Below are 24,062 nucleotides of genomic sequence, written 5' to 3' on the forward strand. Positions count from 1 at the left end.
ACTCAGCACTCAGCATTTTCAAGTCCGAGAGATGTTAATCCATCATTTAGGATTGCTATAGCCAGTTGAGAAGTAATTTGGGTTGTAACTATGTGAACTTAACTAAAGAATGTGGAAAACCTGTTATCTTTGATCCATCAATTTCCCAGAGTGGCAAGTTAAAAATTTGCCTCTTATCTATAATCAATTCTGCAACTCAAAACAAATATACAAGTTACTTTCAACCTAAAATAACGACTCGGTAGAATTAATTCTCAATACAGTTTGACCGCACCGATGCTTATAGTTTCCCATCCTTATGTACGTGCATTTAGCACTTTATGTTTTGTGAGTTTTCAGGCAGGTGTTTGGCTGACAAATTCTGTTCAACCTGTTGTGGCTCAATCTTTACCATCTCCCACAACATCACCAGGGCAATTACCTGTACTACCACCCGAAAATCCTGCCCAAGAAGAATCACCACTACAACCTCCCGCACCGCCTCCAAATGCTGATAGTACATTTCCCAATGAAAGTGGCGCGGCTTCTCCCCAACTCAACCGTTACCTTTTAGGGCCGGGAGATGTAATTAATGTGACGTTTCAACGTCCTTCTGGTGCTTATCGCTTGGGGCCGGGAGATTCTATTAGTGTGATAGTTCAACGCTTCCCAGATTTAAGTTTTGAAGCTTCTATTAATCCAGAAGGTAATATTGCCGCACCCTTGCTCGGCACTGTAACACTACAAAATTTGACTTTACAAGAAGCTCAAGAAAAAATTCGCTTGTCATTCAATCGTTATGTTATTAATCCTGTAGTGGTTTTGTCTTTGAAGGTTCTACGCCCGGATTTGAGTTTTCAAGCTCCAATTAGTCCTGAAGGCAATATTGTTGTACCACAAGTGGGAATATTATCTATACAAGGTTTGAGTTTAGCAGAAGCTCAAGAAAAAATTCGCTTAAGTTTAAGTCGGGTTATGGTTGATCCGATGATTTCTGTATCTCTATCTGCCACAAGACCTGTACAAATTACGATTAGTGGTGAAGTTTTTCGCCCAGGTATTTATTCTGTCACCTCTGCAACCCCAAGAGTTGCTGATGCTTTACTGATAGCTGGTGGTTCTACAATGGGTGCTGATCTGCGTCAAGTGCAAGTACGGCGGACATTAATGGATGGTTCTGTGATTTCGCAAAATATTGATTTGTATGCTGCATTGCAAAATGGTGCTTCCGTGCCGAATTTACGCTTGCAAGATGGCGATGCAGTGATTATCCCCCGTCGGGAGGTGGGTAATGATGATGGTTATGATCGCAATTTAATTGCTCGTTCATCTTTAGCTGTACCACAAATTCGTGTCCGGTTGTTAAACTACGCTGCTGGAGGACTGGTGACACAAACCCTACCAAATGGCAGTACTTTTGTAGATGCTTTGGGGGGAATTAATTTAGATACAGCAAACCTCCGAGATATTGCTTTAATTCGATTCGATCCAGAACGGGGCCGCGCAGTTACGCAAAGGCTTGATGCCAAAAAAGCACTTTCTGGTGATATATCTCAAAATGTCCCGTTACAAGATAATGATGTTATTGTTGTTGGTCGCAACTTGATTACGAGAATCACCAATATCTTTAGTACAATTACTCGGCCGTTCTTTGATGTTCAAAGTTTTATCCGCTTCTTCCAATTTTTTGGCGGTGGCTCAAATTAAAACATCTCTGGCTTGGTAAATCATTCTTGACCACCATTCTCTCGCTTATTTCTATGTGTCTCTGCTATGACCCCACCAATTGTTAAACGCTATCTAATTGCCTTCGAGAAGTACAAGTGGATTGGACTAGCTGGTTTTGGGCTAGTGGTTGTCGGGTCAACAGTGGTGGCGGTACAACCAGATCCACCAATAAGTTACATAGCAAATGCAGCACTGACTTATAATCGTCCACCGGTTTCATTTTCGCTGACGGGAAATGAAATCCAGCAGCAAGGACAAGACTTAAGTGAGGGGGCTTTACTGTCAGATCAAATTATTGAAGCAGTTGCAACCAAGGTTAATGTTAAGCCCAAAACTCTTGGTACAAATGTGGCTTTGAAGTTACCCGAAAAAGCTGCTAAGGCGGGAGAAGCTGTATCGACAGTGATTGATCTGAAATATAAAGATACTGATCCGAAACGCGCTCAAGAGGTGCTTCAGGAATTGATGCAAGCAATGATCAAGCTGAGTGGCGAGATTAATACAGGGCGATTAAGAGCAATTATTCAAAAAATTGAAGAACGCATACCCCAGGCGAAAGCAGAATTACAAACGGCGGAGAAAAGATTAGAACAATACGATCGCCGGGAGCGTCCAGCAATATTATCAGCAGAAAATGGTAGTTTATTAGCAGCAATTACTAACAGTCAAAATCAACAGCGACAGATTCAATTAAATATTGCGGGGATTGACGCTCAAATTCTCAGTTTACGCACCAAGTTAGGTTTAGATGTCAATCAAGCTTATGTTTCCTCAGCTTTGAGTGCTGACCCAATTTTGACCAATTTGCGAACACAGCTATATCAAACAGAATCGCAAATCGCTTTGCTGCGGAAAGATTTACGCCCTGAACATCCAACGATGATTCAGTTGTATCGCCAAAAAGAAGCCACTGAACAATTAATCCAACAACGTGCTAATGAAGTGATTGGTGGCGGTGGCGCGGCTGCACCGTTGGCGGGAAATATTTCCGGGATTCGCGCTCAAAGTAATTTAGACCCAGCCAGACAAGGGTTAGCGAATCAAATGGTGACTTTGCAAACCCAACGCGATACTCTACAACAACAGTTGGCACAGCAAATCCGCGAGGAAGTCAGACTCAGGCAGGAGTATTCTTTAATACCCAACAAACAATTAGAGCGATCGCGCTTAGAACAGGAAGTTGCCTTGAAAAAAGCGGTTTATGACCAAATGCAAGCCAAACTTACTGATTCTAAAACCGCCGAGGCAGAAACTGTTAGTAGCTTAACTATTGCCCGCTCACCATTGATTATTCCCGAACCCACGAAAGCCAAAAGCGTACCAGCTACTCTAGGGGTTGGTGGTTTCTTGGGCTTGTTGGTGGGTGGTGGTGTGATATTTTTACTGGGTGCTTTAGAAGGGACATTCAAAACTCAAGAAGATATCCGCGACAGCCTCAAACAACGAGAGGTGGTGTTACTGGGCGAAATACCTTTAATGTCAGTGGAGAATTTACCTCCAGACACAGTACCAGTAGTATTTTCACCCGATTCGCCCTATTTAGAGTTTTATGAAAAATTCCGCAGTAATTTACGCCGTTTGGCTGGTAAAGATGTAAAAATACTCCTCATTGCTAGTACTGGCGCTCAAGAAGGCAAAACCGTGAGTGCTTACAATTTGGGTGTGGCTTGCGCTCGTGCGGGGAAACGTACTTTGATTATTGAAACTGATTTGCGATCGCCTTCGCGAGCTGCATCCCTAAAAGTTAATCTCGACCCCGACGCGACTATTGAACCTTTGCGTTACTATGCCAGCTTGAGTGATTGTATTCGCTTAGTACCAGATATAGAAAATTTATACATTATTCCTAGTCCTGGCCCTGTTCGTCAATCTCCAGCTATCATCGAATCTAGCGAAATGCGGCGGCTGATGGAAGATGCCCGTGAGCGTTATGATTTAGTGATTTTAGATACTAGTCCTTTAAGTTATTCCAATGATCCTTTGTTGATTCAACCCTACAGTGATGGTATAGTCATGGTCGCCCGACCGAACTATACACAAGAAAGTTTGTTAGGTGAAGCAATCGATCAATTACAAGAAGCTGAATTGGGGCTACTGGGTGTGATTATCAATGGTGCTGATATTGAAGTTGCTTTACCAGAAACGAAAGAACCATTACCAACCTCTGCATCAGAATCAGCAACTGTGGAAGAAGTTGACCAAGTTTCCGTAGGGTAAGTAATACGCTGATGTCACAGAGCCAATCGAAGTGAAGAACGGAGATTGAGACACAGAAATTCGTAATCTTGATTATGCGAGCTGATTAATAATTACGACATTAATTTATTCTATCTACGCTGAGTCTCTAATTAAACTCAAGTTAGGATCAAAATAGTTAGAATCGCAACTTTAAGCAATAACGGTGGAGAATACTGTATGAATCTGGTTGGACTCCAGAACTGGCTAGATAATGCCTCCTTTGCGGTGTTATTCCTCACCATGTTGGTTTACTGGGGAGGTGCAGCTTTTCCCAAGCTACCAGCATTGGGCGCTTTAGGAACAGCTGGAATGGCGATCGCTAATTTGTGTATCGCCACCCTTTTAGGCGCAAGATGGATAGAAGCAGGTTATTTTCCCCTGAGTAACTTGTATGAATCACTGTTCTTTTTGACTTGGGGAATTACAGCAGTTCATTTAATTGCGGAAAATGGCACCCGAAGCCGCTTAGTGGGGGTTTTTACTACACCTGTGGCAATGGGGATAACTGCCTTTGCGGCCTTGACTTTACCCTCAACAATGCAAGCAGCAGAACCATTAGTGCCTGCATTAAAGTCTAACTGGCTGATGATGCACGTTAGCGTGATGATGTTGAGCTACTCTGCATTAATGGTAGGTTCAATATTAGCGATCGCTTTTCTGGTTGTAACACGCGGTCAAAAAATCGAGTTACAAGGTAGTTCTGTTGGTACTGGTGGCTACCGCAGTAATGGTTATCGCCTACACAAAGCCGGTGAATTAGTTACTCAACCAGCAACAAATCTAGCTGAAAATAACGGTTCTGCTCGTCGGTTTGAAACCAATACTAACAACGGTAACACCGCCGTTTTAAACTTGGTCACAACTGCACCATCAGAAGCTACAGCAACCGCCGCAGTTCTTTCACCCCAGCGTCTCAGTCTTGCCGACACCCTAGATAATATTAGCTATCGCATCATTGGCTTAGGCTTTCCCCTGCTGACAATTGGGATTATCGCTGGCGGAGTTTGGGCGAATGAAGCTTGGGGTTCTTACTGGAGTTGGGACCCGAAAGAAACTTGGGCGTTAATTACTTGGTTAGTTTTTGCAGCTTACCTCCACGCTAGAATTACCCGTGGTTGGCAAGGTCGTCGCCCCGCAATTTTAGCCGCCAGTGGCTTTGTTGTCGTTTGGATTTGTTATCTGGGTGTGAATCTTTTAGGCAAAGGTTTACATTCGTACGGTTGGTTTTTTTAATAGCTTTAGCCCCTCTTCATAAGTGGAGAGGGGTGAAATTATAGCAGAAGGCAGTGGTTTGGCTACTTCGACTGCGCTCAGTACAAGTTCGCTCACCAATCAGGCAGGAGAAAAAGTCTTACCATTCCTTGTATTCAAGCTTTAAAATTGTCCTAACATATATATTTGATATTTTGTGAATAGATTCTATGTTTTGAAACCGCAGATGTACGCAGCGAAAAGTTGCGTGGGCGGCTCTGCCGACTTGAGCAAACTTTTCAAGACAGATGCACGCGGATAAAATTATCAATTATCTGCGTCCGTCCGTGTGCATCTGCGGTTAATAATTCAAAATGGTATGGACTCCCTTACACGCCAAAATTCATCGCACAATTAAATCGCGTTATTTATTTAAACATCAGGAACGGCTATTAGTCGCGGTTTCTGGTGGACAAGATTCTCTATGTTTAATTAAATTACTCTTAGATTTACAACCTAAATGGTCATGGCATATCGGTATTGCTCATTGCGATCATCGCTGGCGGGATGATTCACAAGCAAATGCGAATCATGTAGAAAATTTGGCGAAAAATTGGGGTGTGGATTTTTATTTAGAAACTGCCAAAGAACCTGTAAATAGTGAAGCGGCGGCGCGTGATTGGCGATATCAAGTTTTAAATGCGATCGCCCAAAAATATAATTACCAATATATCGTCACTGGACACACAGCCAGCGATCGCGCTGAAACCCTGCTGTACAATTTAATGCGTGGTACTGGCGCTGATGGTTTACAAGCTTTAACTTGGCAACGTCCGTTATCAGAAAAAGTTGTTTTAATTCGTCCACTATTGGAAATTACTCGTCAACAAACAGGGCAATTTTGCCAAGATTTTCAATTACCTATTTGGGAAGATTCTACCAATCAAGATATCGAATATTCACGCAATCGCATCCGCCAAGAATTAATTCCCTATTTACAAACCAACTTTAACCCCAAAGTCGAATCAGCTTTAGCCCAAACAGCAGAACTTTTGCAAGCGGATGTCGCGTATTTAGAACAAGCAGCCCAGCAATTACGGGAAGCAGCCACTATGGGGAGTAGGGAGTGGGGAGTGGGGAGTGGGGATATTGTAAAACTTAATCGTCGCGTATTACAGAAAGCACCAATAGCTTTACAACGGCGGGTGATGCGACAGATATTATTAAAAATCTTACCCGACGCACCTAATTTTGAGCATATTGAAAAATTAACGGCTTTAATTATCGCCCCGAACCGTTCCCAAACCGATCCCTTTCCTGGTGGTGCGATCGCTCAAGTCCAAGGCGATTGGATTTTGATAAAGTATGAAGCGTGAAGTATAAAACTGGATTTTAGTAGTCAGGACTTACGCAGAATCATGAAAAAACGAACCACAAAGGGCGCATAGACGCGGTAGCGGCTTCCCGCAGGGTAGGACACGAAGTTAAGAGGATTCGAGAGGGTTTTTGCGTAAGTCCTAGTAGTAATAAATATACTCCCAAGTTTAAGCTAGAGACGAAACCATATTGAACGCTCTGGCATTTTTTTCTTTGGTGTTTGAGAGGCAACGAAATACTATGAAAGTTTTTGTCACAGGTGGTTCTGGGTTTGTCGGTCGCTGTATGATTCAGATGTTGCGCGATCGCCAAGAGGAGGTTATTGCTTTAGCTCGATCCGAACAAGCTGCCAAGCAAGTAACTCAATTGGGTGCTAAGGCAGTTCGCGGCGATTTGCTGGACGAACAAGCCATGACTCTAGGAATGCAAGGTTGTGACATTGTGTTCCATATTGCAGGTTTCTTAAGCATTTGGGGGAAATATCAAGCCTTCTACGAAACCAATGTTATTGGGACTGAGTGTACATTGGCTGCCGCACAAGCAGCAAATGTCTCTTGCTTTGTTCAAATTGGTGCTGCGGCTTCCGTGTTCGATCATCAGTCTTTATCTGAGATTGATGAATCTTATCCACTTCAGCAACCTAAATTTTCTCCATACATTGCCACTAAAAGCCTTGCAGAACAAAGAGTTATTGCAGCAAACCGACCTGGATTCAGAACCGCCGTAGTGCGTCCGTCGTGGATTTGGGGTAATGGGGATCACGTACTGCCTCAACTCGTAACGGCAGTAAAAACTGGACAATTCATTTGGATTGATCAGGGCAACTATTCATATATGACAACTCATGTGATGAATGTCTGTTATGGGGCAATTCTAGCAGCAGAACGGAGTCCCGGTGGACAAGCTTACTTCCTAAGCGATGGCGATGTCGTACAGTTTCGCAGATGGATCACAACATTGCTACAAATTGCTGGAGTCAAACCGGGGAGCTTAAGCATTCCGAGATGGGTTGCATGGAATATCGCTGGATTCATGGAAGCGATTTGGAGAATAACGAGGCGTACAGGTATTCCGCCGATTACTCGTACAATGGTTCGGCTGATTGGGCAGGAATTGACCTTTACAGATCGTAAAGCACAAGAAGAACTCGGTTACACTCCGATTGTGACTCGTGATTCTGGATTAGCAGAACTTGCAGACCTCTATCATTCACATTAGTCATTATTTCAGCCTTCACACTTCAGACTGCTCAAGACGCGATTAATTCCGGCTGAGATGTCATATTTTGCAAAGTCTGACGCATTTCACTAATAGTTTGTAGTTGATAATCACTTACTTCTTGGACTTGCGCCAATGAATCATTAATTCCTTGCAGTTTTTGGCGCAAACCATCCAAAGAATCTTGAATTGGTCGTAAGGCTTCTTGATATAAATTCACTCGCGCCCAGGATTCAGCCACTGCTGTTCGCAAAGATTGTAAATTAGCTTCGAGATTTTTGATTTCTTGTTGTTTTTGGGACAAGTCATGATTTTGGTTATCAATCATCCCTTGGTCAAGCTCAATTGCAGACCGCATCTGCTCAATTTCTTGTTCCAGTTGTTGTAATACCTGGGATTGTTGTTGTCGCTGGCCATCAATTTGCAACAAAATTGGCGCAAAATCAATTGTGTTTTCTTCTTCGACGTTGGGGACTGGTTGTCCTTGGCGGCGGAGTAATACATTTTGATGTTGCTTCAGAGCCTTATCACGCTGCAATAAACTCCGGCGTTGACCTTCTAAAGTTTTATTGAGCATTTGATAATGGTCTTTTTCATCTGCCAGTTCCATTTCTAAATTGATATGATCCTGGTCAGAAGCTTGAGTGAGTTTATTTTCTAATTCAGTAATATCTGCTTGTTTATATTGCAGTTCTTGTTCTTGTTCTTGGACAAAGCTAGAGTCAATTTCTAATTTTTTCGCTAAATCTTGAACTATTTTTTGTAGTTCATCTAACGGCATTTTTTCTAATGCTTCTATATCAATTTTATTGCCAGAAATATCACCAGAACTAGCAGATAGAGAATTAATTTTTTGATATAAATCGTCTTGAGATTGCAACTGCTCTTTGACTATCCGAGCATATTCTTGCTTACTGGTAATGGTAGCTAAGTTAATTTTTAATTGAGCCGTTTGCTGTTCTAAAGAATTATGTGCTTGTTGCCATTCGTTTTGGCGATCGCTGACAGTTTGTGCCAGACGCTCAACTTCTTCTTGCTGTTGGTTGGCTAATGTTTTTTGCTGTTCTAACTTTTCCCAATGGGGATTTAAAGTTGCTTGCTGCTGTTCAATTAATTCAAACGCTAAATGCAGATGTTCTCTGACAGTTTCTGTCGGAGCAAATCGGCTAGATAAGCGATTCAATAAATCACTCATCACCCGACTTTGTTCTTCATCTAAAACATTACCTTGTTTGAACTCGGCTTGTCGTTCTTCTAAGCGACGCTGTTCACCGCGTAGATGCTCCCAAGCACCTTCTAATTCTTGGCGGTTTCGCTCAATTTCCGCTTGTAACTTTTCAATTTCCTCACGGGATGAGTCAATTTCCTGTTTCTGCTCATCTAGACGTTGACAGTCATCTTCCAGTTGTTGCAACTGTTCTAAGCGTGCTTCCATTTCCATTTCGCGGCGATTCATTTCCTGCGCCTGAAATGTTAGCGACTGCTTCCACTGATCAATCTCATCTTCCTTGAGTTTAAATTTTTCTAGCTGCCGCGAAAAATTTTGCAATATATTGACCAATGGCCGTCCCGCTTCTTGAATCCTTTGCACTTGGCGATTCGGATTCAGTTCAACTAGCACTAATGCACCATCGTTTAATTTGCTGGCTTCTTCTGCGGTAATCACCTCTTCCGACACAGTACTCCAATTCTGGTCGGTTCGCTGACAAGCTAGCAGTTTTAGTTCGGTTTTAGAACCACCACTAAGTAAGCCGCCCTTCTGCTTTTGTACTTCTGCTAAATACAGCACACCGTTCGTCCTTTTGCGTACTTAATGTCCGTGTTGTTATATATACCTAAGATGCTTATGTGAGTTTGTCTTAATTTCACCGTGGTGTAGGAAAAAATATAGACAAGACTATTGATAGACGTGAAAATTCACATCCTCAGATTTCATCAAAGCGATTGAGTCACGCCTTTATATTTTGTACTGGTGATAGTAATCATGACTTCCGTGTGATTACTAAGTTTATCAAGCAGTATTACGAAAATTTACGGTTTATGGCTAAATGTATCTCCTGATAGACATTAGTTGTTGGAGAAATAAGATGGCGAATGTTGGTGAGTAATAATTTACTTTACTTATGAGAAATCTAGCAAAAATTGCTGGGCAAACTTAAGTCAAGAAGATAACAAGGAGTTGCGTGGCGCTAAATGCAGGGAAATTTGAATGAAATTGATATTCGCAGTATTTTGCAATTGATTGAGTTAGGCCAGCGAACTGGGCAACTTTTAGTGGAAGCTGGCTTTCACAAGCAAGATCATCTCAACCTAGATGAGACAATCAGACATCGCCATAGCAAAAATCCCAGAAAACAATCATGGTTTGTCTTTTTTCTCAATGGTCAAATTATCTATTGTCAAGCGGGCGATAGTAATTTATCGCGGATTGACGATTATTTACGCCATTACCGAGTTGAGACAGGACTAGATCAAAAGCACAATACATCACTAGCCACCCAAAATGTCCCAGAGTATGGATATTTATGGACATTATTAGAGCGAAATATAATTAGCCCCAAGATAGCTCACAGTATTATTCAGCGCCTCGTACAAGAAACTCTGTTTGATTTGTTGAGTTTACACCAAGGTAATTTTATTTTTCGTCAAGGGGCAGCCCTCGCACCACAACTCACAAGTTTAGAAATTGCGCCCTTGGTCGCCAGAATTACCAAACAAGTCCAGGAATGGAAGCGCCTATACCCACAAATTCAATCACCGGAGCAATTACCAGTATTAGTTGATACAGTAGAATTGCGATCCTCCCTACCAGAAGCAACAGTGAATAAACTACAGCATTGGGCGGATGGCAAAACATCGCTGCGACAACTAGCGCGTTACCTGAATCGAGATTTATTGACAATTGCGAAGGCGATATATCCTTATGTGCAGCAAGGTTGGTTACAACTAGTGGATGCAGCGACAAATCATTTCCAGACATCGATACCAGAGTCAGGGGAAGAAAACCATCGTCCGAGGATTGTTTGCATTGATGATACAACGACGATTTGTGAGGCTGTGGAGTCAATTTTAAAGTTACATGGTTATGAAGCGATCGCCCTAACTCAGCCCTTAGAAGCCCTGGGACTAGTATTTCAACTCCGACCAGATTTAATTTTATGTGACATCGCTATGCCAGAACTTGATGGTTACGAGATTTGCAGTATGCTGCGTCATTCGACAGCATTTCGCTTAGTACCAATTATTATGCTCACCGGCAAAGATGGCTTTATCGATCGCGTCAGAGCCAGAATGGTGGGAGCGACAGACTATCTCACAAAACCATTTGATGATTCAGAATTACTTATGCTTATGGAGAAATATGTTAATTACAAGTCTTTTATGGGAACACCAAAGAAATAGAAGACTTGTTGATTCTATAAAAGATGGGGTAAAAAATGTTATCACAGAATCAACTAACCCCATGCCGAATTATTATCTAGTCAATTAGTGAAATAATAGCATAAATTTATACAAGTAATTTTAACGGGGAGTCAGGGAATGTTCCAAAAAGGAACGTCTACATCAGGAGGTAGATAAACATTTATGAGTACAGTTCTGATTGTGGAAGACAGTCTCGCACAGAGGGAGATGATTATTGACCTCCTGAAAGCCACTGGTTTAACAGTTACTTATGCCAGTGACGGAGTAGAAGCGTTGGAGGCCATTCAAACCGCTCCGCCAGACTTGGTGGTATTGGATATTGTCATGCCACGGATGAACGGCTACGAAGTGTGTCGGCGGTTAAAATCTGACCCAAAAACCCAAAATGTCCCTGTAGTTATGTGTTCTTCTAAAGGCGAAGAATTTGACCGCTACTGGGGAATGAAACAGGGGGCGGATGCTTATATCGCCAAACCGTTTCAACCAACAGAGTTGGTAGGAACAGTCAAACAACTCCTGCGAGGATAAGGATGAAAATTATATGGTGAGCAAACCGGACTTTTTAGGTGGCACTGGTCAAGACCACTTCCGCCCAGAATTACAAGTAGAAAGTCCTGAAGGTGAGTTACATTTGCGTTTTTATATTCCCTCGCATCAGGAGTTTGCCCTACCAGCGACTGGTATTCGAGAAGTCTTAGAATTAAGCCCTGATAGAATTACCCCAATTCCTAATGCTTCTCCTTTACTTTTGGGTACTCTAAATTTACGAGGTCGAGTAATTTGGGTGGCAGATTTGGGTCAATTTCTGGGCGAAGGTACTGCGCTAAATACTGATAGAGCAGAAATTCCAGTAATTGCTATTGAGGAGCAGGAAACAATAGTCGGTTTAGCAGTCGATGAAGTCGGCGGTATGGATTGGCTAGATGTACAACATCTGATGCCACCAACAAATCTACCAGATACGATGGCTCCCTTTTTACGTGGCGAGTGGTCATTAGGTGCTAAAAGCAACCAGTTTCTAAGATTACTTGATCAAACGGCAATTGTGCGGAGTGCAAGGTGGGCAGGATGATATTGGGAGGGAGCAAATGGCAGCAACAATAGATGATTATCTAGAAACATATCAGCAGGCTTGTACAGCCTATGCGGAACAAGACTATGAATTCGCTGCTACCTTGGTTGATCAGGTAGTACAAAATGTACCAGATGACCCTAACTGCCACTTATTGAGGGGTCACGTCTACTATGTTTTGCAGCAGTACGATGTTGCTAAAGCCGAGTATCAAAAAGTATTAAAGTTGACTGATGATCCCGAAATCATTAGTTTTGCCAAAAATGGTCTAGAGAATATCAATCAATATTTACAACCACTGGAAGAACAAGCTATTCCGAGTGAGATTGATGAGTCACTGGAGTCAATTAGTCTGACTGGGATTACAGGGATTGGTGATCCCTCAGATTCAGATATGGATACATCAGACTTACAAGACTTAGGCGCATTTGCTAATTTAGACAGCCAAAGTTTGAATTTCGATAGTTTGGCAGAACCTCCATCATCGTCGAACCCATTTGATATTCCCACAGACAGCATTGTCATGCACAAAACGGTGGAAGAGTCACCTGCTGTGATCAATGATCCTTTTGCCATCAGTCTAGATGACCAGAGTGCCGAACTCAACCACAGCCCAGAAGAAGAGATTGCCTTAGATTTACCCGCTTTTTGGCAAGAAGACATATCTGTCATCAGTTTAGATGATTCCGGCATTGTTAATAACCCCTTTGATAGTGGGACAAATGGCACTTCAGCCAGTTCACCCTTTGATAGCAACAGTGTTGATTCGCCGTTTGTGCCAGATAATTTACTCACAAGTGAGATTTTAGATACTGCTGAGGATGTTGTTTCCCCAGAAAATTCTTCTCAGCCAAGCATGGCAAGTTTAGACACGAAAATGGGTATTCTGGATGCAACTTTACCAAAATCGCCAGAAGATATCCCGGATGTGGACATAAAAACCAATCAAGATAATGTTTTTGCCCCCCAACCAAGTAATTGGTTAGAGAAAATCGAATTTCCGGAAAATTCGACCAATACCAACTCATCTGTTAACGACGATTTTTCTTTGCAAAATCCTCCTTTAAAAGCTGGCACAACTTTAGACACCAACTCGTTTGAGGGTGATGATAATTTTGATTTTGAAGCCTTTGAATCTGCCTTTGGCTCAGATGAATTTAGAACCACTGGGGATACTAACAGTACCCTCAGTAGTGAAAATTCTAAAAGTAATATTGAGTTTTTAGATGATTTTGATGAATTTGACGACTTGGGTAATATTCCAGGATTTGACTTAGCAGACTCGGATATGAGCTTTGGAGATGTGGTACTTTCTGGGCCATTGGAAACCAACAGCAGTCCCCGTAGTAAGGCGAATGAACCGATCCCGAATAATGGTAGTAGCGATCGCGATGAAGAACTATTCACCATTACAGGGTCGCAAGAAGCTGTCCCGATATTTACGCAAACAGATGTGTCAAAATTAGAGCCAGTAGCTAGTGTGGAGCAAGGCTGGTTAGCCCCCCTAGAAAATGCTTCTTTGGATATGAAGCCTTTTTTAGTAGCTGGGACTGTGGGAATTTTCTCAGCAATGGTGGTGGCTGTGGTCAGCTTTGGGGCGACTTCTTTTTCTGAACCTCAACAGCGAGCATCCATTCGTAACACAGGCTGGGCGATGTCCCTGGCGGCTGGGATTTCGGGGTTTGCCACGGCTGCTTTTATGAGCAATCTCACCCTCAAGCAAATTCGCCGTACCACCAAGGATTTACAAACTCAGTTTGATGCCGTCCGCCAAGGCAATCTCAATGTCCAAGCCTCCGTATATTCCGAAGATGAATTAGGTTTATTAGCTACTGGCTTTAATGAAATGGCACGGGTAATTTTTACTACCACCAATGAAGCCCAACGCAAAGCTGATGAACAAGAAGAAGCCAAAGAAAACCTCCAACGGCAAGTAATTCGGTTGCTGGACGATGTAGAAGGGGCAGCCAGAGGTGACTTGACAGTGCAGGCAGAGGTGACAGCAGACGTACTTGGTGCCGTGGCGGATGCCTTTAACCTGACAATTCAAAACTTGCGTGATATCGTCCAACAGGTAAAAGTTGCGGCGCGGGAAGTAACCAAAGGTGCGACTAATTCCGAAACCTTTGCCCGTGCTTTATCCAGTGACGCTTTGCGCCAAGCCGAAGAGTTAGCTGTCACCTTAAATTCTGTGCAGGTGATGACTGACTCAATTCAACGGGTGGCAGAAGCGGCGCGAGAAGCTGAAGCCGTTGCCCGTGATGCTAGTAGCATTGCGCTCAAAGGTGGAGAAGCGGTAGAAAACACCGTGGCGGGGATTTTAGAAATTCGGGAAACTGTAGCGGAAACCACCCGGAAAGTAAAACGTTTAGCCGAATCTTCCCAAGAAATTTCTAAGATTGTGGCGTTAATTTCCCAAATTGCTTCCCGTACCAACTTACTGGCACTCAACGCCAGTATTGAGGCAGCCAGGGCGGGTGAAGCGGGAAGAGGATTTGCAATTGTGGCTGATGAAGTCCGCCAGTTGGCAGATAAATCGGCAAAATCTTTGAAAGAAATTGAACAGATTGTGATGCAAATCCAAAGTGAAACTGGCTCAGTAATGACCGCAATGGAAGAAGGCACACAACAGGTAATTAAAGGCACAAAGCTGGCAGAAGAAGCCAAGCGATCGCTCGAAAATATTATTCAAGTAGCAAACCGCATTGATATTCTTGTGCGCTCAATTACCAGCGACACCGTAGAACAAACAGAAACCTCCCGTGCTGTCGCTCAAGTTATGCAATCAGTAGAACTTACAGCCCAAGAAACCTCCCAAGAAGCACAACGAGTTTCTGGCGCACTCCAAAACCTAGTGGGTGTGTCCCGTGACTTAATCGCTTCTGTTGAGCGTTTCCGCGTGGATACATTGGAATCGAAGTAGTCATTAGTCATTAGTCATTAGTCATTAGCAAAGACAAAGGACAAAGGACAAAGGACAAAAGACAAAAAACATCAGACTCAGCACTTAGCACTCAGCACTCAGAACTTTAATTATGCTGCCGGAACAACAACAGAGGATTTTAGGCTACTTTATCGAAGAAGCGCGAGACCACCTGAACACCATTGAACAGGGGTTGCTAAATCTGCAAAGTACCTTGAACGACCCGGAAATGATCAATGAAGTTTTTCGGGCAGCCCATTCTATAAAAGGCGGCGCAGCGATGCTGGGTTTAACCAGTATCCAGCATACATCTCACCGTCTAGAAGATTGCTTTAAAGTTCTCAAAGAACATCCGGTGCGGGTTGATGAAAAGTTAGAGTCTTTGTTTTTGGGTGTAGCTGATACTCTGAAAGCTTTATTAGAACATTTGAGTGGCCCTTACGGACTCTCCGAAGAAGCAGCCAATAATTTAATGTCGGAAGCTGAACCTGTATTTAAATGGCTAAATGAACATTTAGATTTGTTGGTACAAAAAGGCGGTGCAGCCGAAGATGGTCATACTATCATCCAAGCTGCCCATATCGAAACTGTCAGTACGCTGACCGAGATTTTCCGGCGCGAGGATATTTCCGCAGCGACAGAAGAAACCCAAATTTCCGCACCAGTATTACCCGTACCGGAAAATACTTGGAGCGAATTTCAAAACCAGGTGCTGCAATCTCTCCGACAAATGTTGCAACTGTTTAAGCAACAAGCAACATCAGAATCACGGCAAAATCTTCAGCAGTGCTGTAGCCAGTTAGAAAAACTCGGACAAAGATGGAATCTGCCTAACTGGTCTAGTTTATGTCAAGCGGCGGCTAATGCAATTTGTAATAGTGAAAATACTTATCTGACTTTAGCCAAAATTGTGATTACTGAGATTAAACAAGCTCAGGAATTAGTTCTCCAAGGTAGAGATTCTGAAATTAAGATTACTCAGCAGTTAGAAGCACTGCTGAGTTTTCCTGAACTGGAGTCTTTCTCTTTAGACTTTGATTTATTGGACAATGCAGCGCCAGTCGAGACAGAAACTCCAATTATCAGTACCACGACTGCTGAGGAAGTTTCACTGATTGCCAGTGTCCAACCAGCAGATAGTGTTATCAGCTTGACAGATTTGAATGAACAGCTGAATCCAGACCAAGCAGCGATTAATCCTCCTGATGAGAATGGGGCTAATTTGCTGTTTAGTGAGGGCGAAGATGAATCATTGACTGTGGCGCGAATTGATCATCACGGCCCAGAGGTGGGACTAGCAGAATTAAATACTTTGGCGGATTTATTTGAAGGAGAGACACCAGAATTAGATGAAACTTGGCAACAAGAAGAAATTCTGGAGATTCATCCTATCAGTGATTTAGAAATAGATATTACTGAAAATCCCACAGCAGATCATGATAGTGATTTAGCTGATTTTCTGTCTTTAGATCATGGCTCTGGGGACTCATCAAGCAATAATCTCGACACGAGTGAAGACCTGGGATTGTTATTTGGCGATCATTTCTTAGAAAAAGAACCGTCAGTACCAACCACAGCACCAGAAACTCAGCCAGATTTTAGTAGCGTTAGTAATTCAGATGTCGATGAATTATTAGCATTGACTGGAGATGAGCCGCAACACTCAACTACGAGCGAAGTTACTCAACCAGCAAATCCAACGCATCCAAATAGTGAGTTATCGGCGACCCAGCAAGACATTTTAGATGAATTATTCCTGGAAAATGCCGAAATAAATACTGATCATCCAGAAATTGAGTTATCCAATTCCGAACCAAATGCTTTATCTTTAGATGGTTTATTTACAGAAGGGGCAGAAAATACCCTCATCCCCACATCAGAATTAGGCATTGGGGATTTATTTGAGAGTCCATCTGCCACAACAAATTTATCCCAGACAGAAGATGATTTGCATAACTTCTGGAATTCCCCCACAGAAGTAGACACAACTTCAGAATTTGAAGATGGTTTAGAAGTAGATGTTGCTAAGGCGTTAGAAGAAAGTTTATTTGCGGCGGCGGCTTCTGGGGAAATTTTTGTTGATTTTTCAGATACGAGTTCGGCAAATATTACCGATTACCGAGATGAGTTTGAACTAACTTTTCTCCAGTCAGAATTAGATTTTGATGTTGACCAAGAGGATGATTTATTTGGTAATATCAAGCCGCCTGTTGTGAGCGATCTCTCTGGCTCATCGTCAGAAATTCGCAACTTTGCCCAAGAACCAGAGGCGTTGGATGTCAAACCTGAATTTACCGAAAAATCCCCAGAATCAGATGTGGTTGATGCTCAAAGTTTTGGCGAATTAGAATTAAATCTTTTTGATGATCTAGAAACAACGGCAGAGAATGAAGCAATTACTTTAGATGATTTAGAAGTAAAAATTCATGGCACTTATATTCAGTTAGATAGTTCCGATAGTCCCGATTTTGATTTGTTTGGCGATATGAGTCTTGGGGAACCTGCTGAAGTATCTTCCCAAGAACCAGTGGTTAATCAAGATACAGAATTGAATTTATTAGATGATTTATTAGCTACAGATATTAGTGAATTAGAACCAGATTTAGACAGATTACTAGCAGAAACAGAAATTATTGAATTTTCCCAACTGCCAAGTTTTGACAATTTACTCGATGATTTATTCGTAACCGATAATAATCAACCAGAGACAACAGAACCAACAGTTAACGATAATTTTGATTTATTTTCCAGCAATGAAATGCCATCTGCCAGTAATGGAGAGACAGGATTAAAGCTAGAAGTTTATGAAAATATTAATGAGACAGTCGCTGTTGATGTATTAAGAGAAACAACCGAGTCACCAGAATTATTATTAGAAATTATTGAAACTGTAGCCGATACACCAACTATTGAACCATTAGCAGCAGAAAGTATTGCCACTCCAGAAAATACAAATCAGGAATCAGCCGCAGAAGATGACTTCGCGGATTTAGAAGCCTTATTAGGTGAAGAATTACCAAGTCATGATGCAGCGATCGCCTCTGATGATTTTGCCGCTTTAGAAGCGTTATTAGGTGGCAACAAGCAAACGCCTCAACCTCCTGCACCAGAAATTCATCACACTAATATTCAAGAATTTCCTGCCACAACTAATCATAATTCTGCTAACGCAACACCAGCTCCACCAAAATTAGACGATGAATTTAGTGATTTAGAAAAACTCCTGGCGGAAGCAGATAACACCATAGCCCACACATCACAAATTAAACCCAACACAGGTAAAGCGCCCCGTTCGGGAGGAGGACGACGCAGATTTGAAGAAACAATGAAAGTGCCAGTTAAACAACTGGATGACATGAGTAATTTAGTTGGAGAATTGGTGGTGAATCGCAACACCTTAGAACAGGATCATGAACGGTTGCGACAGTCACTAGATAACTTGTTAATTCAAGTGCAGCAGTTGTCCGATGTGGGCGCGAGAATGCAAGAATTATATGAGCGATCGCTCCTAGAAGCTTCTCTCTTAGCCAGTCGCAACAAACGAGAAACTCAAATCCAATCTTCAGAACATGATACTGACCGAGGTTTCAGCGAATTAGAAATGGATCGGTTTACGCCGTTCCACACATTGTCTCAGGAAATGATTGAATTGATTGTACGAGTGCGAGAGTCAGCGAGTGACATCGACTTTGTAACCGAAGAAACTGAACGTGTTGCTAGACAATTCCGCCAAGTCACAACGCAATTGCAAGAAGGTTTAACCCGCGCCCGCATGGTGCCATTTTCCCAGGCGGTTGACCGTTTGCGGCGTGGTGTAAGAGATAACGCCATTAAATGCGGCAAACAAATAGAGTTGGTGATTGAAGGTGGTGATACTTTAATTGACAAGATGATTTTAGATCATCTCACCGATCCCCTCACCCACATGTTGAATAATGCGATCGCGCATGGAATCGAAACTCCCGAAGAACGTCAAGCTGCGGGTAAACCACCAGTGGGTGAAATTACCATTCGCGCCTTCCACCAAGGAAACCAAACTGTAATTTCTGTGGGTGATGACGGTGCAGGTATCGACTCAGAAAAAGTCAAAGCTAAGGCTGTAAGAGTCGGGATGATTACCAAAGAACAAGCAAAAAGCATCTCGCGGATGGAAGTGTATGATTTGCTGTTCCAACCGGGCTTTAGTATCAAAGATAAAGCCGATGAAATTTCGGGACGTGGCGTAGGGATGGATGTGGTGCGTTCCGAGATTAGTGAAATTCGCGGGACAGTGAATACAGATTCCGCCATTGGCAAAGGTACAACATTCACGATTCGTCTACCACTCACCTTAAGTATTTGTAAAGCCCTGTGTTGCGTATCTGATAAAGCGCGAATTGCCTTCCCGATGGACGGTGTGGAAGATACTTTAGATATCCCCGCCAAAAATATTCAACATAATGCTGATGGCCAAGCATTTATTTCTTGGCGAGATACAGTCTTACCCTTCCGTCCGTTAAAAGAACTGTTATCTTTTAATCGCCAGTTGAGTCGCGGTAATGTTTACGGCGGTACAAGGGATGATGATACAGTGTCGGTAGTGGTGGTGCGATCGGGTAATACATTAATTGCTTTACAAATTGACTTGGTACTCAGTGAACAAGAAATTGTAATTAAGCAATTTGAAGGGCCAGCACCAAAACCCATCGGTGTAGCAGGTGCTACCGTTCTCGGTGATGGTCGAATTATGCCAATTGCTGACGTGTTGGAAATTATCGACATCTTCCAAGGACGCATATCTAAAAATGCTGGCGGTACTTCTTGGCAGCAAAAAGTTCCACCCAGCGTTACAGAAGCTCCGGCTGAGAAAATTGATCCAACTGTACTCATTGTTGATGACTCAATTACAGTTCGAGAATTGTTATCTTTGACCTTCAATAAAGCAGGCTATCGCGTTGAACAAGCCCGTGATGGTCAAGAAGCTTGGGATAAACTGCGCTCTGGACTACCTTGCGATATTGTATTCTGTGATATTGAAATGCCCCGTTGCGACGGACTGGAGTTACTATCACGCATTCAAAAAGATTCCAGCCTGAATTACTTACCTATCGCTATGCTGACCTCACGCGGTGCTGATAAACACAGACAAATGGCAATTCAACTGGGTGCTAGTGGTTACTTCACTAAGCCTTATCTCGAAGAAGCTTTACTCGAAGCTGCTGTCAGGATGTTGAAGGGAGAGAAATTGGTGAGTAGTAACGGTTGAGGGTGCTAAAGAAGTTTGAGATGAGATTAATACAGCATCATCAGACATTTGACTACAGCAAATCCTACTTGCTCACTCAATGAAAATGATAATCAAATACTAGAACACCGATTCAGTAATCGGGGAACAAAAGAAAAATCAGCCCAGAGAGAAGTAAATAATGGACAAGAAAGTAGAGTAAACGCTTGTCAGTCAAACCTTACAGCGATAAACAAGTTGTAAGTAATATTTAATAAAATCTCAAGGAGAGGCATAACCCCAGTTGAGGTAGATTCAGGTCAATCCACCAGTACCACCAAGTTGGCGTTAGTAAGTATTTTGCAAGCGTACACAGGTGCTTCGGATGCGGAAGCCATTGAAGCGATGATCATGGATAGGCGTTGGCAACTAGTAACTGATTGCATAGATTGCGAAAAAGCACCGTTTTCACAGACAACTCTGGTCAGATTTCGTAGTGCGCTGATTATCCAAGGACTTGACCGTAGGCTAATTGAAGCACAGGATGTGGAAGTGGATGCTCATGGTAAAATCAAACTACTCAAAGGAGTTGCCAAAGAACGACGCATCTCCATTGAAGATGAAGAGATGAGGCACGGGCGTAAAAGTAAAAGCCAGCGATTTGATGGTTATAAGCGTCATGTCTTACGTGATTTAGACAACGGTTTGGTTCGCGCTGTTGGAATCACAAGAGCGAATGTCCCTGAAGCATCTGTGACAGATGCAATTGCTACTGACTTGAAACACCAGCAAGTAAATCTGGTTGAGTTACACATTGACCGTGCTTATCTCAGTAGTTCCTTGGTTCAAAACAGAAGTGATGAATTGACTATTTACTGTAAGGCTTGGCAAGTAAGAAACGGTAAGAAGTTTACCAAAACTGCTTTTAGCCTGGATTGGGACAATCAGACTATTTGCTGCCCGAATGGGGTTACTTTACCTTTTAGCGTTGGTGGCAAAGTTCAGTTCCCCAAAGATATTTGTACAACTTGTCCACTAAGAGAACGCTGCACTACTTCTAAGTCTGGACGCAGTGTTTCGATTCATCCTGATGAACCATTGTTTCAAGAATTAAAACAACGCCAATTAACTCCTGCTGGCCGTGCCAAGCTTAGAGAACGTGTTGCTGTTGAGCATTCTTTATCTCACATTGGTCGATGGCAGGGAGAGCAAGCTCGTTATGTTGGTTCTCGCAAAAATCTCTTTGACCTTCGCCGTATCGCCGTTGTTCACAATCTTCATGTCCTTGCCAAAATTTTTACTCACACTACTGAGCAGTCTGTTACTTCATCGTAATTACTGAATCGGTGTTCTAGGGTGGGAAGGAGGCGAACGACTCTCGCCTCCTTCCCCTTACCTCCGATTATCATTCTTATACCAATTCAAAAAATGTTTGCGACAGATAAGGCATTGAGGATGAAGTCATAACCAGTCAAAGAAGCAGCAATTTGAGGAGTGAGGAGAGCGAGAAGTTGAGCAACCTTGGTTTGCAGATGGTCTAGGTTATCAAATAACTCCCATTTCAAGTCTTGCTTAAGATGTTCCCAGACCCGCTCTATGGGATTGAGTTCGGGAGAATGAGCAGGCTGGAACAACAGAACGATGTTCTGTGGAATTTGTAAACGTTTAGCTTTATGAAATAAGCCGTTATCGACTTGGAGAACGTTGAGTGATGTGGGATAACAAGCAGCAAACTCGTTCAAAAATTGTTGGTAGCATTCGGTATCGACATGAGAAAACTGCCAAAATAAACTTTCCCCCGTTAGTGGTTCAACTGCCCCGTATAGCCAGAACGCTTTAAATAGACAAGAGCCAATCACCAATAGGCTTAACTCCCGGAAGCGTAATTTTACGTCCTTCAATGGTTTTGAGTCCAAATCGACTTTCGTCTTGTACAAAGTAACGAATATTCTCGTACTGGGGTAACATGATAGCGGCGTATTGAGCAATTAATTGCAAGTCATCAGTGAGGTTTTTTTAAAAGCCTCTAGTTTTTCTTCGTCCTGTTTTCGGTTACGCGGACGTGGAACTTTCAGCTTGGCTTTGAGCCTGTAACGTACCAGATGATGTACAGTTGCATACTCGGCTTGCACACCCAAGGTTTTTTCTAACCAATCTTGTATTTGTGTGTACCTTTGAAACCCACCTTCTGGTTGTTCGAGTTGTTTTTTCAAACTCGATACCGCCCAAGACGGTATTGCTCTTTTTCGACCTGAACTATAACCAAATTCCACAACCGCATCCATTCCTCCTTCTCGATAATCTGCCAACCATCTATGTACTGTCGCTCGATGTTTTCCCAATATTTTAGCGATTTCACTTACACTCATTTCTTGCCCTTTTATCAGATATAGGGCTTGTATACGTTCTTTGCTCCGAGACTGTTTTTCATGTCTGAGCAACTCCTCTAGTTCCTCGACACTTTCTTCTATCTCTATCTGTGTTACCCCTGCCATCACATCCCCTAAATGCTTCTTCTGTCTATTTTTACCATCTGTCGCATTATTTTTTCAAATTGGTATAAGCTTGTGGTTAAATTTACATTTTCGTTCATACGCTACTCGCCCGATGTCCCTCATTCGGGTTGAGCGTCTTGATGAGTCAGGTAAATTGAGAGTATCAAAACCTTTGTGGTTGGCTTGGGTTGGTGAACAAATGCCTCCCTTGGAAGAAGTTTGGCAACTTTATTTGCGACGCTTTACTGTTGACCACTGGTATCGATTTTTGAAGCAACGCCTACACTGGACTCTTCCCAAGCTAAGTACCCCGAAGCAATGTGAGCGTTGGAGTGACTTAATGCCCATTATGATACCATTTCACTTTAAAAATGATACGGATATGCAAGTAGCGCCTCGACTTCGCTCGGCGACCAGAAGCAGAGTTGCAGAGGAAGCGATTTCTATCAGTAATTTCGTGAAATGGTATGACTTGGGAACTATGGTTAGCGCGTGATATCGTTGCAGATCAACCTTTACCTTGGCAAAAGTTTTTAGGCCATTTGACTCCGGGAAGGGTTGCTCAGGCAATAGGGAGCATTTTAGCGACGATTGGTACTCCTCCCCGTCCGCCCAAACCTCGCGCAAAGTCCCCAGGTTGGAAGACTGGACAACCACGACAACGTAGAATTCGCTATCCTGTTGTTAGAAAAACTACAACTAAGCCACGCAAACAACAATCAGAATCTGCTTAAGATTGTTGATTTTTCTGCCTCAAGTCTGTTTGTTTTCAACTCAGTGTTTCTGGGTCGTTTTTTGCTGCTTAGTCTAAACTCCAGTATTTATGCTCAAAGATATATTGACAAAATTCATTTACTTCTAACTTGGGGCAAATGAACTGTATTGAGTGATCACCAAGCTCAAGAACCAGTAAAGCGAACACATTACCAAATAATTTGGCTGTTAGCAAAAGGAATGAGGACACAAAAAGTAGCAGCAGTCACAGGTTATTGATATTACAGCGCGAGATATATTTGCCGTGTTGTGTTGAGATATAAAGAGAAGAGAGAATAAAAACTAAAAAGCTCCTTAGTTGTAGAATTGTACTAAGGAGCTTTGAGTGTAAAAAGAGACCTGGCGCCGAGCAATTGTGGCAGGAGGCGACCCTCCAACTATCGTAGCCGCAGCAGCGTTTCACCTCTGAGTTCGGGATGTATCAGTGTGGTTCCACCGCGC

At 42.7% G+C, this 24,062-nt stretch carries 15 protein-coding genes and 2 pseudogenes; 14 read left to right on the forward strand and 3 right to left on the reverse strand.

Translation table 11 applies throughout. The annotated features are described in order from the left end of the window. The first annotated feature begins 276 nt into the window (after window positions 1-276). From H6G77_RS29665 to H6G77_RS29685, 5 genes are all read left to right on the forward strand, one after another. Window positions 277-1,686 (forward strand): polysaccharide biosynthesis/export family protein, encoded by a 1,410-nt coding sequence (locus H6G77_RS29665; protein ID WP_190593035.1) that lies wholly within the window; start codon window positions 277-279, stop codon window positions 1,684-1,686. A gap of 66 nt (window positions 1,687-1,752) precedes the next feature. Beyond that, window positions 1,753-3,924, forward strand: coding sequence for a tyrosine-protein kinase domain-containing protein (locus tag H6G77_RS29670; RefSeq protein WP_190873465.1), 2,172 nt, complete (start codon window positions 1,753-1,755; stop codon window positions 3,922-3,924). 198 nt (window positions 3,925-4,122) lie between these two features. Further along, entirely contained in the window at window positions 4,123-5,178 is a 1,056-nt protein-coding gene (gene ccsB / locus H6G77_RS29675; protein ID WP_190593037.1) for a c-type cytochrome biogenesis protein CcsB, read from the forward strand. Between the two features lie 332 nt (window positions 5,179-5,510). Continuing rightward, window positions 5,511-6,512 carry a tRNA lysidine(34) synthetase TilS gene (tilS, locus tag H6G77_RS29680; RefSeq protein WP_190873466.1) on the forward strand — a complete coding sequence of 334 codons (1,002 nt, stop codon included), beginning with the start codon at window positions 5,511-5,513 and terminating at the stop codon, window positions 6,510-6,512. A gap of 241 nt (window positions 6,513-6,753) precedes the next feature. Further along, window positions 6,754-7,731, forward strand: coding sequence for an NAD-dependent epimerase/dehydratase family protein (locus H6G77_RS29685; protein ID WP_190873467.1), 978 nt, complete (start codon window positions 6,754-6,756; stop codon window positions 7,729-7,731). 31 nt (window positions 7,732-7,762) lie between these two features. On the opposite strand, the gene hmpF is transcribed toward H6G77_RS29685, so the two are convergent. After that, a complete protein-coding gene (gene hmpF, locus H6G77_RS29690) occupies window positions 7,763-9,520 on the reverse strand; it encodes a pilus motility taxis protein HmpF (protein ID WP_190593040.1) in 1,758 nt (585 codons plus the stop codon). 404 nt (window positions 9,521-9,924) lie between these two features. On the opposite strand from hmpF, the gene H6G77_RS29695 reads away from it, so the two are divergent. From H6G77_RS29695 to H6G77_RS29720, 6 genes and pseudogenes are all read left to right on the forward strand, one after another. Then, window positions 9,925-11,133, forward strand: coding sequence for a response regulator (locus H6G77_RS29695; protein ID WP_190593041.1), 1,209 nt, complete (start codon window positions 9,925-9,927; stop codon window positions 11,131-11,133). Between the two features lie 183 nt (window positions 11,134-11,316). Next, window positions 11,317-11,682 carry a response regulator transcription factor gene (locus H6G77_RS29700; RefSeq protein WP_062297988.1) on the forward strand — a complete coding sequence of 122 codons (366 nt, stop codon included), beginning with the start codon at window positions 11,317-11,319 and terminating at the stop codon, window positions 11,680-11,682. A 13-nt stretch (window positions 11,683-11,695) separates the two neighbouring features. Beyond that, entirely contained in the window at window positions 11,696-12,226 is a 531-nt protein-coding gene (locus tag H6G77_RS29705) for a chemotaxis protein CheW (protein WP_190593042.1), read from the forward strand. 16 nt (window positions 12,227-12,242) lie between these two features. Then, window positions 12,243-15,149, forward strand: coding sequence for a methyl-accepting chemotaxis protein (locus tag H6G77_RS29710; protein ID WP_190873468.1), 2,907 nt, complete (start codon window positions 12,243-12,245; stop codon window positions 15,147-15,149). Between the two features lie 112 nt (window positions 15,150-15,261). Further along, window positions 15,262-20,394, forward strand: a complete 5,133-nt coding sequence (locus H6G77_RS29715; RefSeq protein ID WP_190873469.1) for a response regulator — start codon at window positions 15,262-15,264, stop codon at window positions 20,392-20,394. Between the two features lie 297 nt (window positions 20,395-20,691). Continuing rightward, window positions 20,692-21,687 (forward strand): annotated as a pseudogene (locus tag H6G77_RS29720) (transposase); the annotation flags it as partial. A gap of 86 nt (window positions 21,688-21,773) precedes the next feature. Here H6G77_RS29720 and H6G77_RS29725 read toward each other — a convergent pair. Both H6G77_RS29725 and H6G77_RS29730 read right to left on the reverse strand, forming a co-directional pair. Then, window positions 21,774-22,253 (reverse strand): transposase, encoded by a 480-nt coding sequence (locus tag H6G77_RS29725; protein ID WP_190873471.1) that lies wholly within the window; start codon window positions 22,251-22,253, stop codon window positions 21,774-21,776. An 87-nt stretch (window positions 22,254-22,340) separates the two neighbouring features. Further along, complete coding sequence (locus tag H6G77_RS29730) at window positions 22,341-22,847, reverse strand: helix-turn-helix domain-containing protein (RefSeq protein ID WP_242049344.1); 507 nt, start codon at window positions 22,845-22,847, stop codon at window positions 22,341-22,343. 112 nt (window positions 22,848-22,959) lie between these two features. Here H6G77_RS29730 and H6G77_RS35955 point away from each other — a divergent pair, with 112 nt between their 5' ends. The 3 genes and pseudogenes from H6G77_RS35955 to H6G77_RS36680 all read left to right on the forward strand — a co-directional run. Next, window positions 22,960-23,343, forward strand: a complete 384-nt coding sequence (locus H6G77_RS35955; protein WP_242049345.1) for a hypothetical protein — start codon at window positions 22,960-22,962, stop codon at window positions 23,341-23,343. After that, window positions 23,315-23,581 (forward strand): hypothetical protein, encoded by a 267-nt coding sequence (locus H6G77_RS29740; RefSeq protein ID WP_190873473.1) that lies wholly within the window; start codon window positions 23,315-23,317, stop codon window positions 23,579-23,581. The genes H6G77_RS35955 and H6G77_RS29740 overlap by 29 nt, the downstream gene beginning before the upstream one ends. A gap of 148 nt (window positions 23,582-23,729) precedes the next feature. Then, window positions 23,730-23,837 (forward strand): annotated as a pseudogene (locus H6G77_RS36680) (IS630 family transposase); the annotation flags it as partial. Between the last annotated feature and the right edge of the window lie 225 nt (window positions 23,838-24,062).

Source organism: Aulosira sp. FACHB-615, assembly GCF_014698045.1.
In the GTDB taxonomy this organism is placed as follows: Bacteria; Cyanobacteriota; Cyanobacteriia; order Cyanobacteriales; family Nostocaceae; genus Nostoc_B.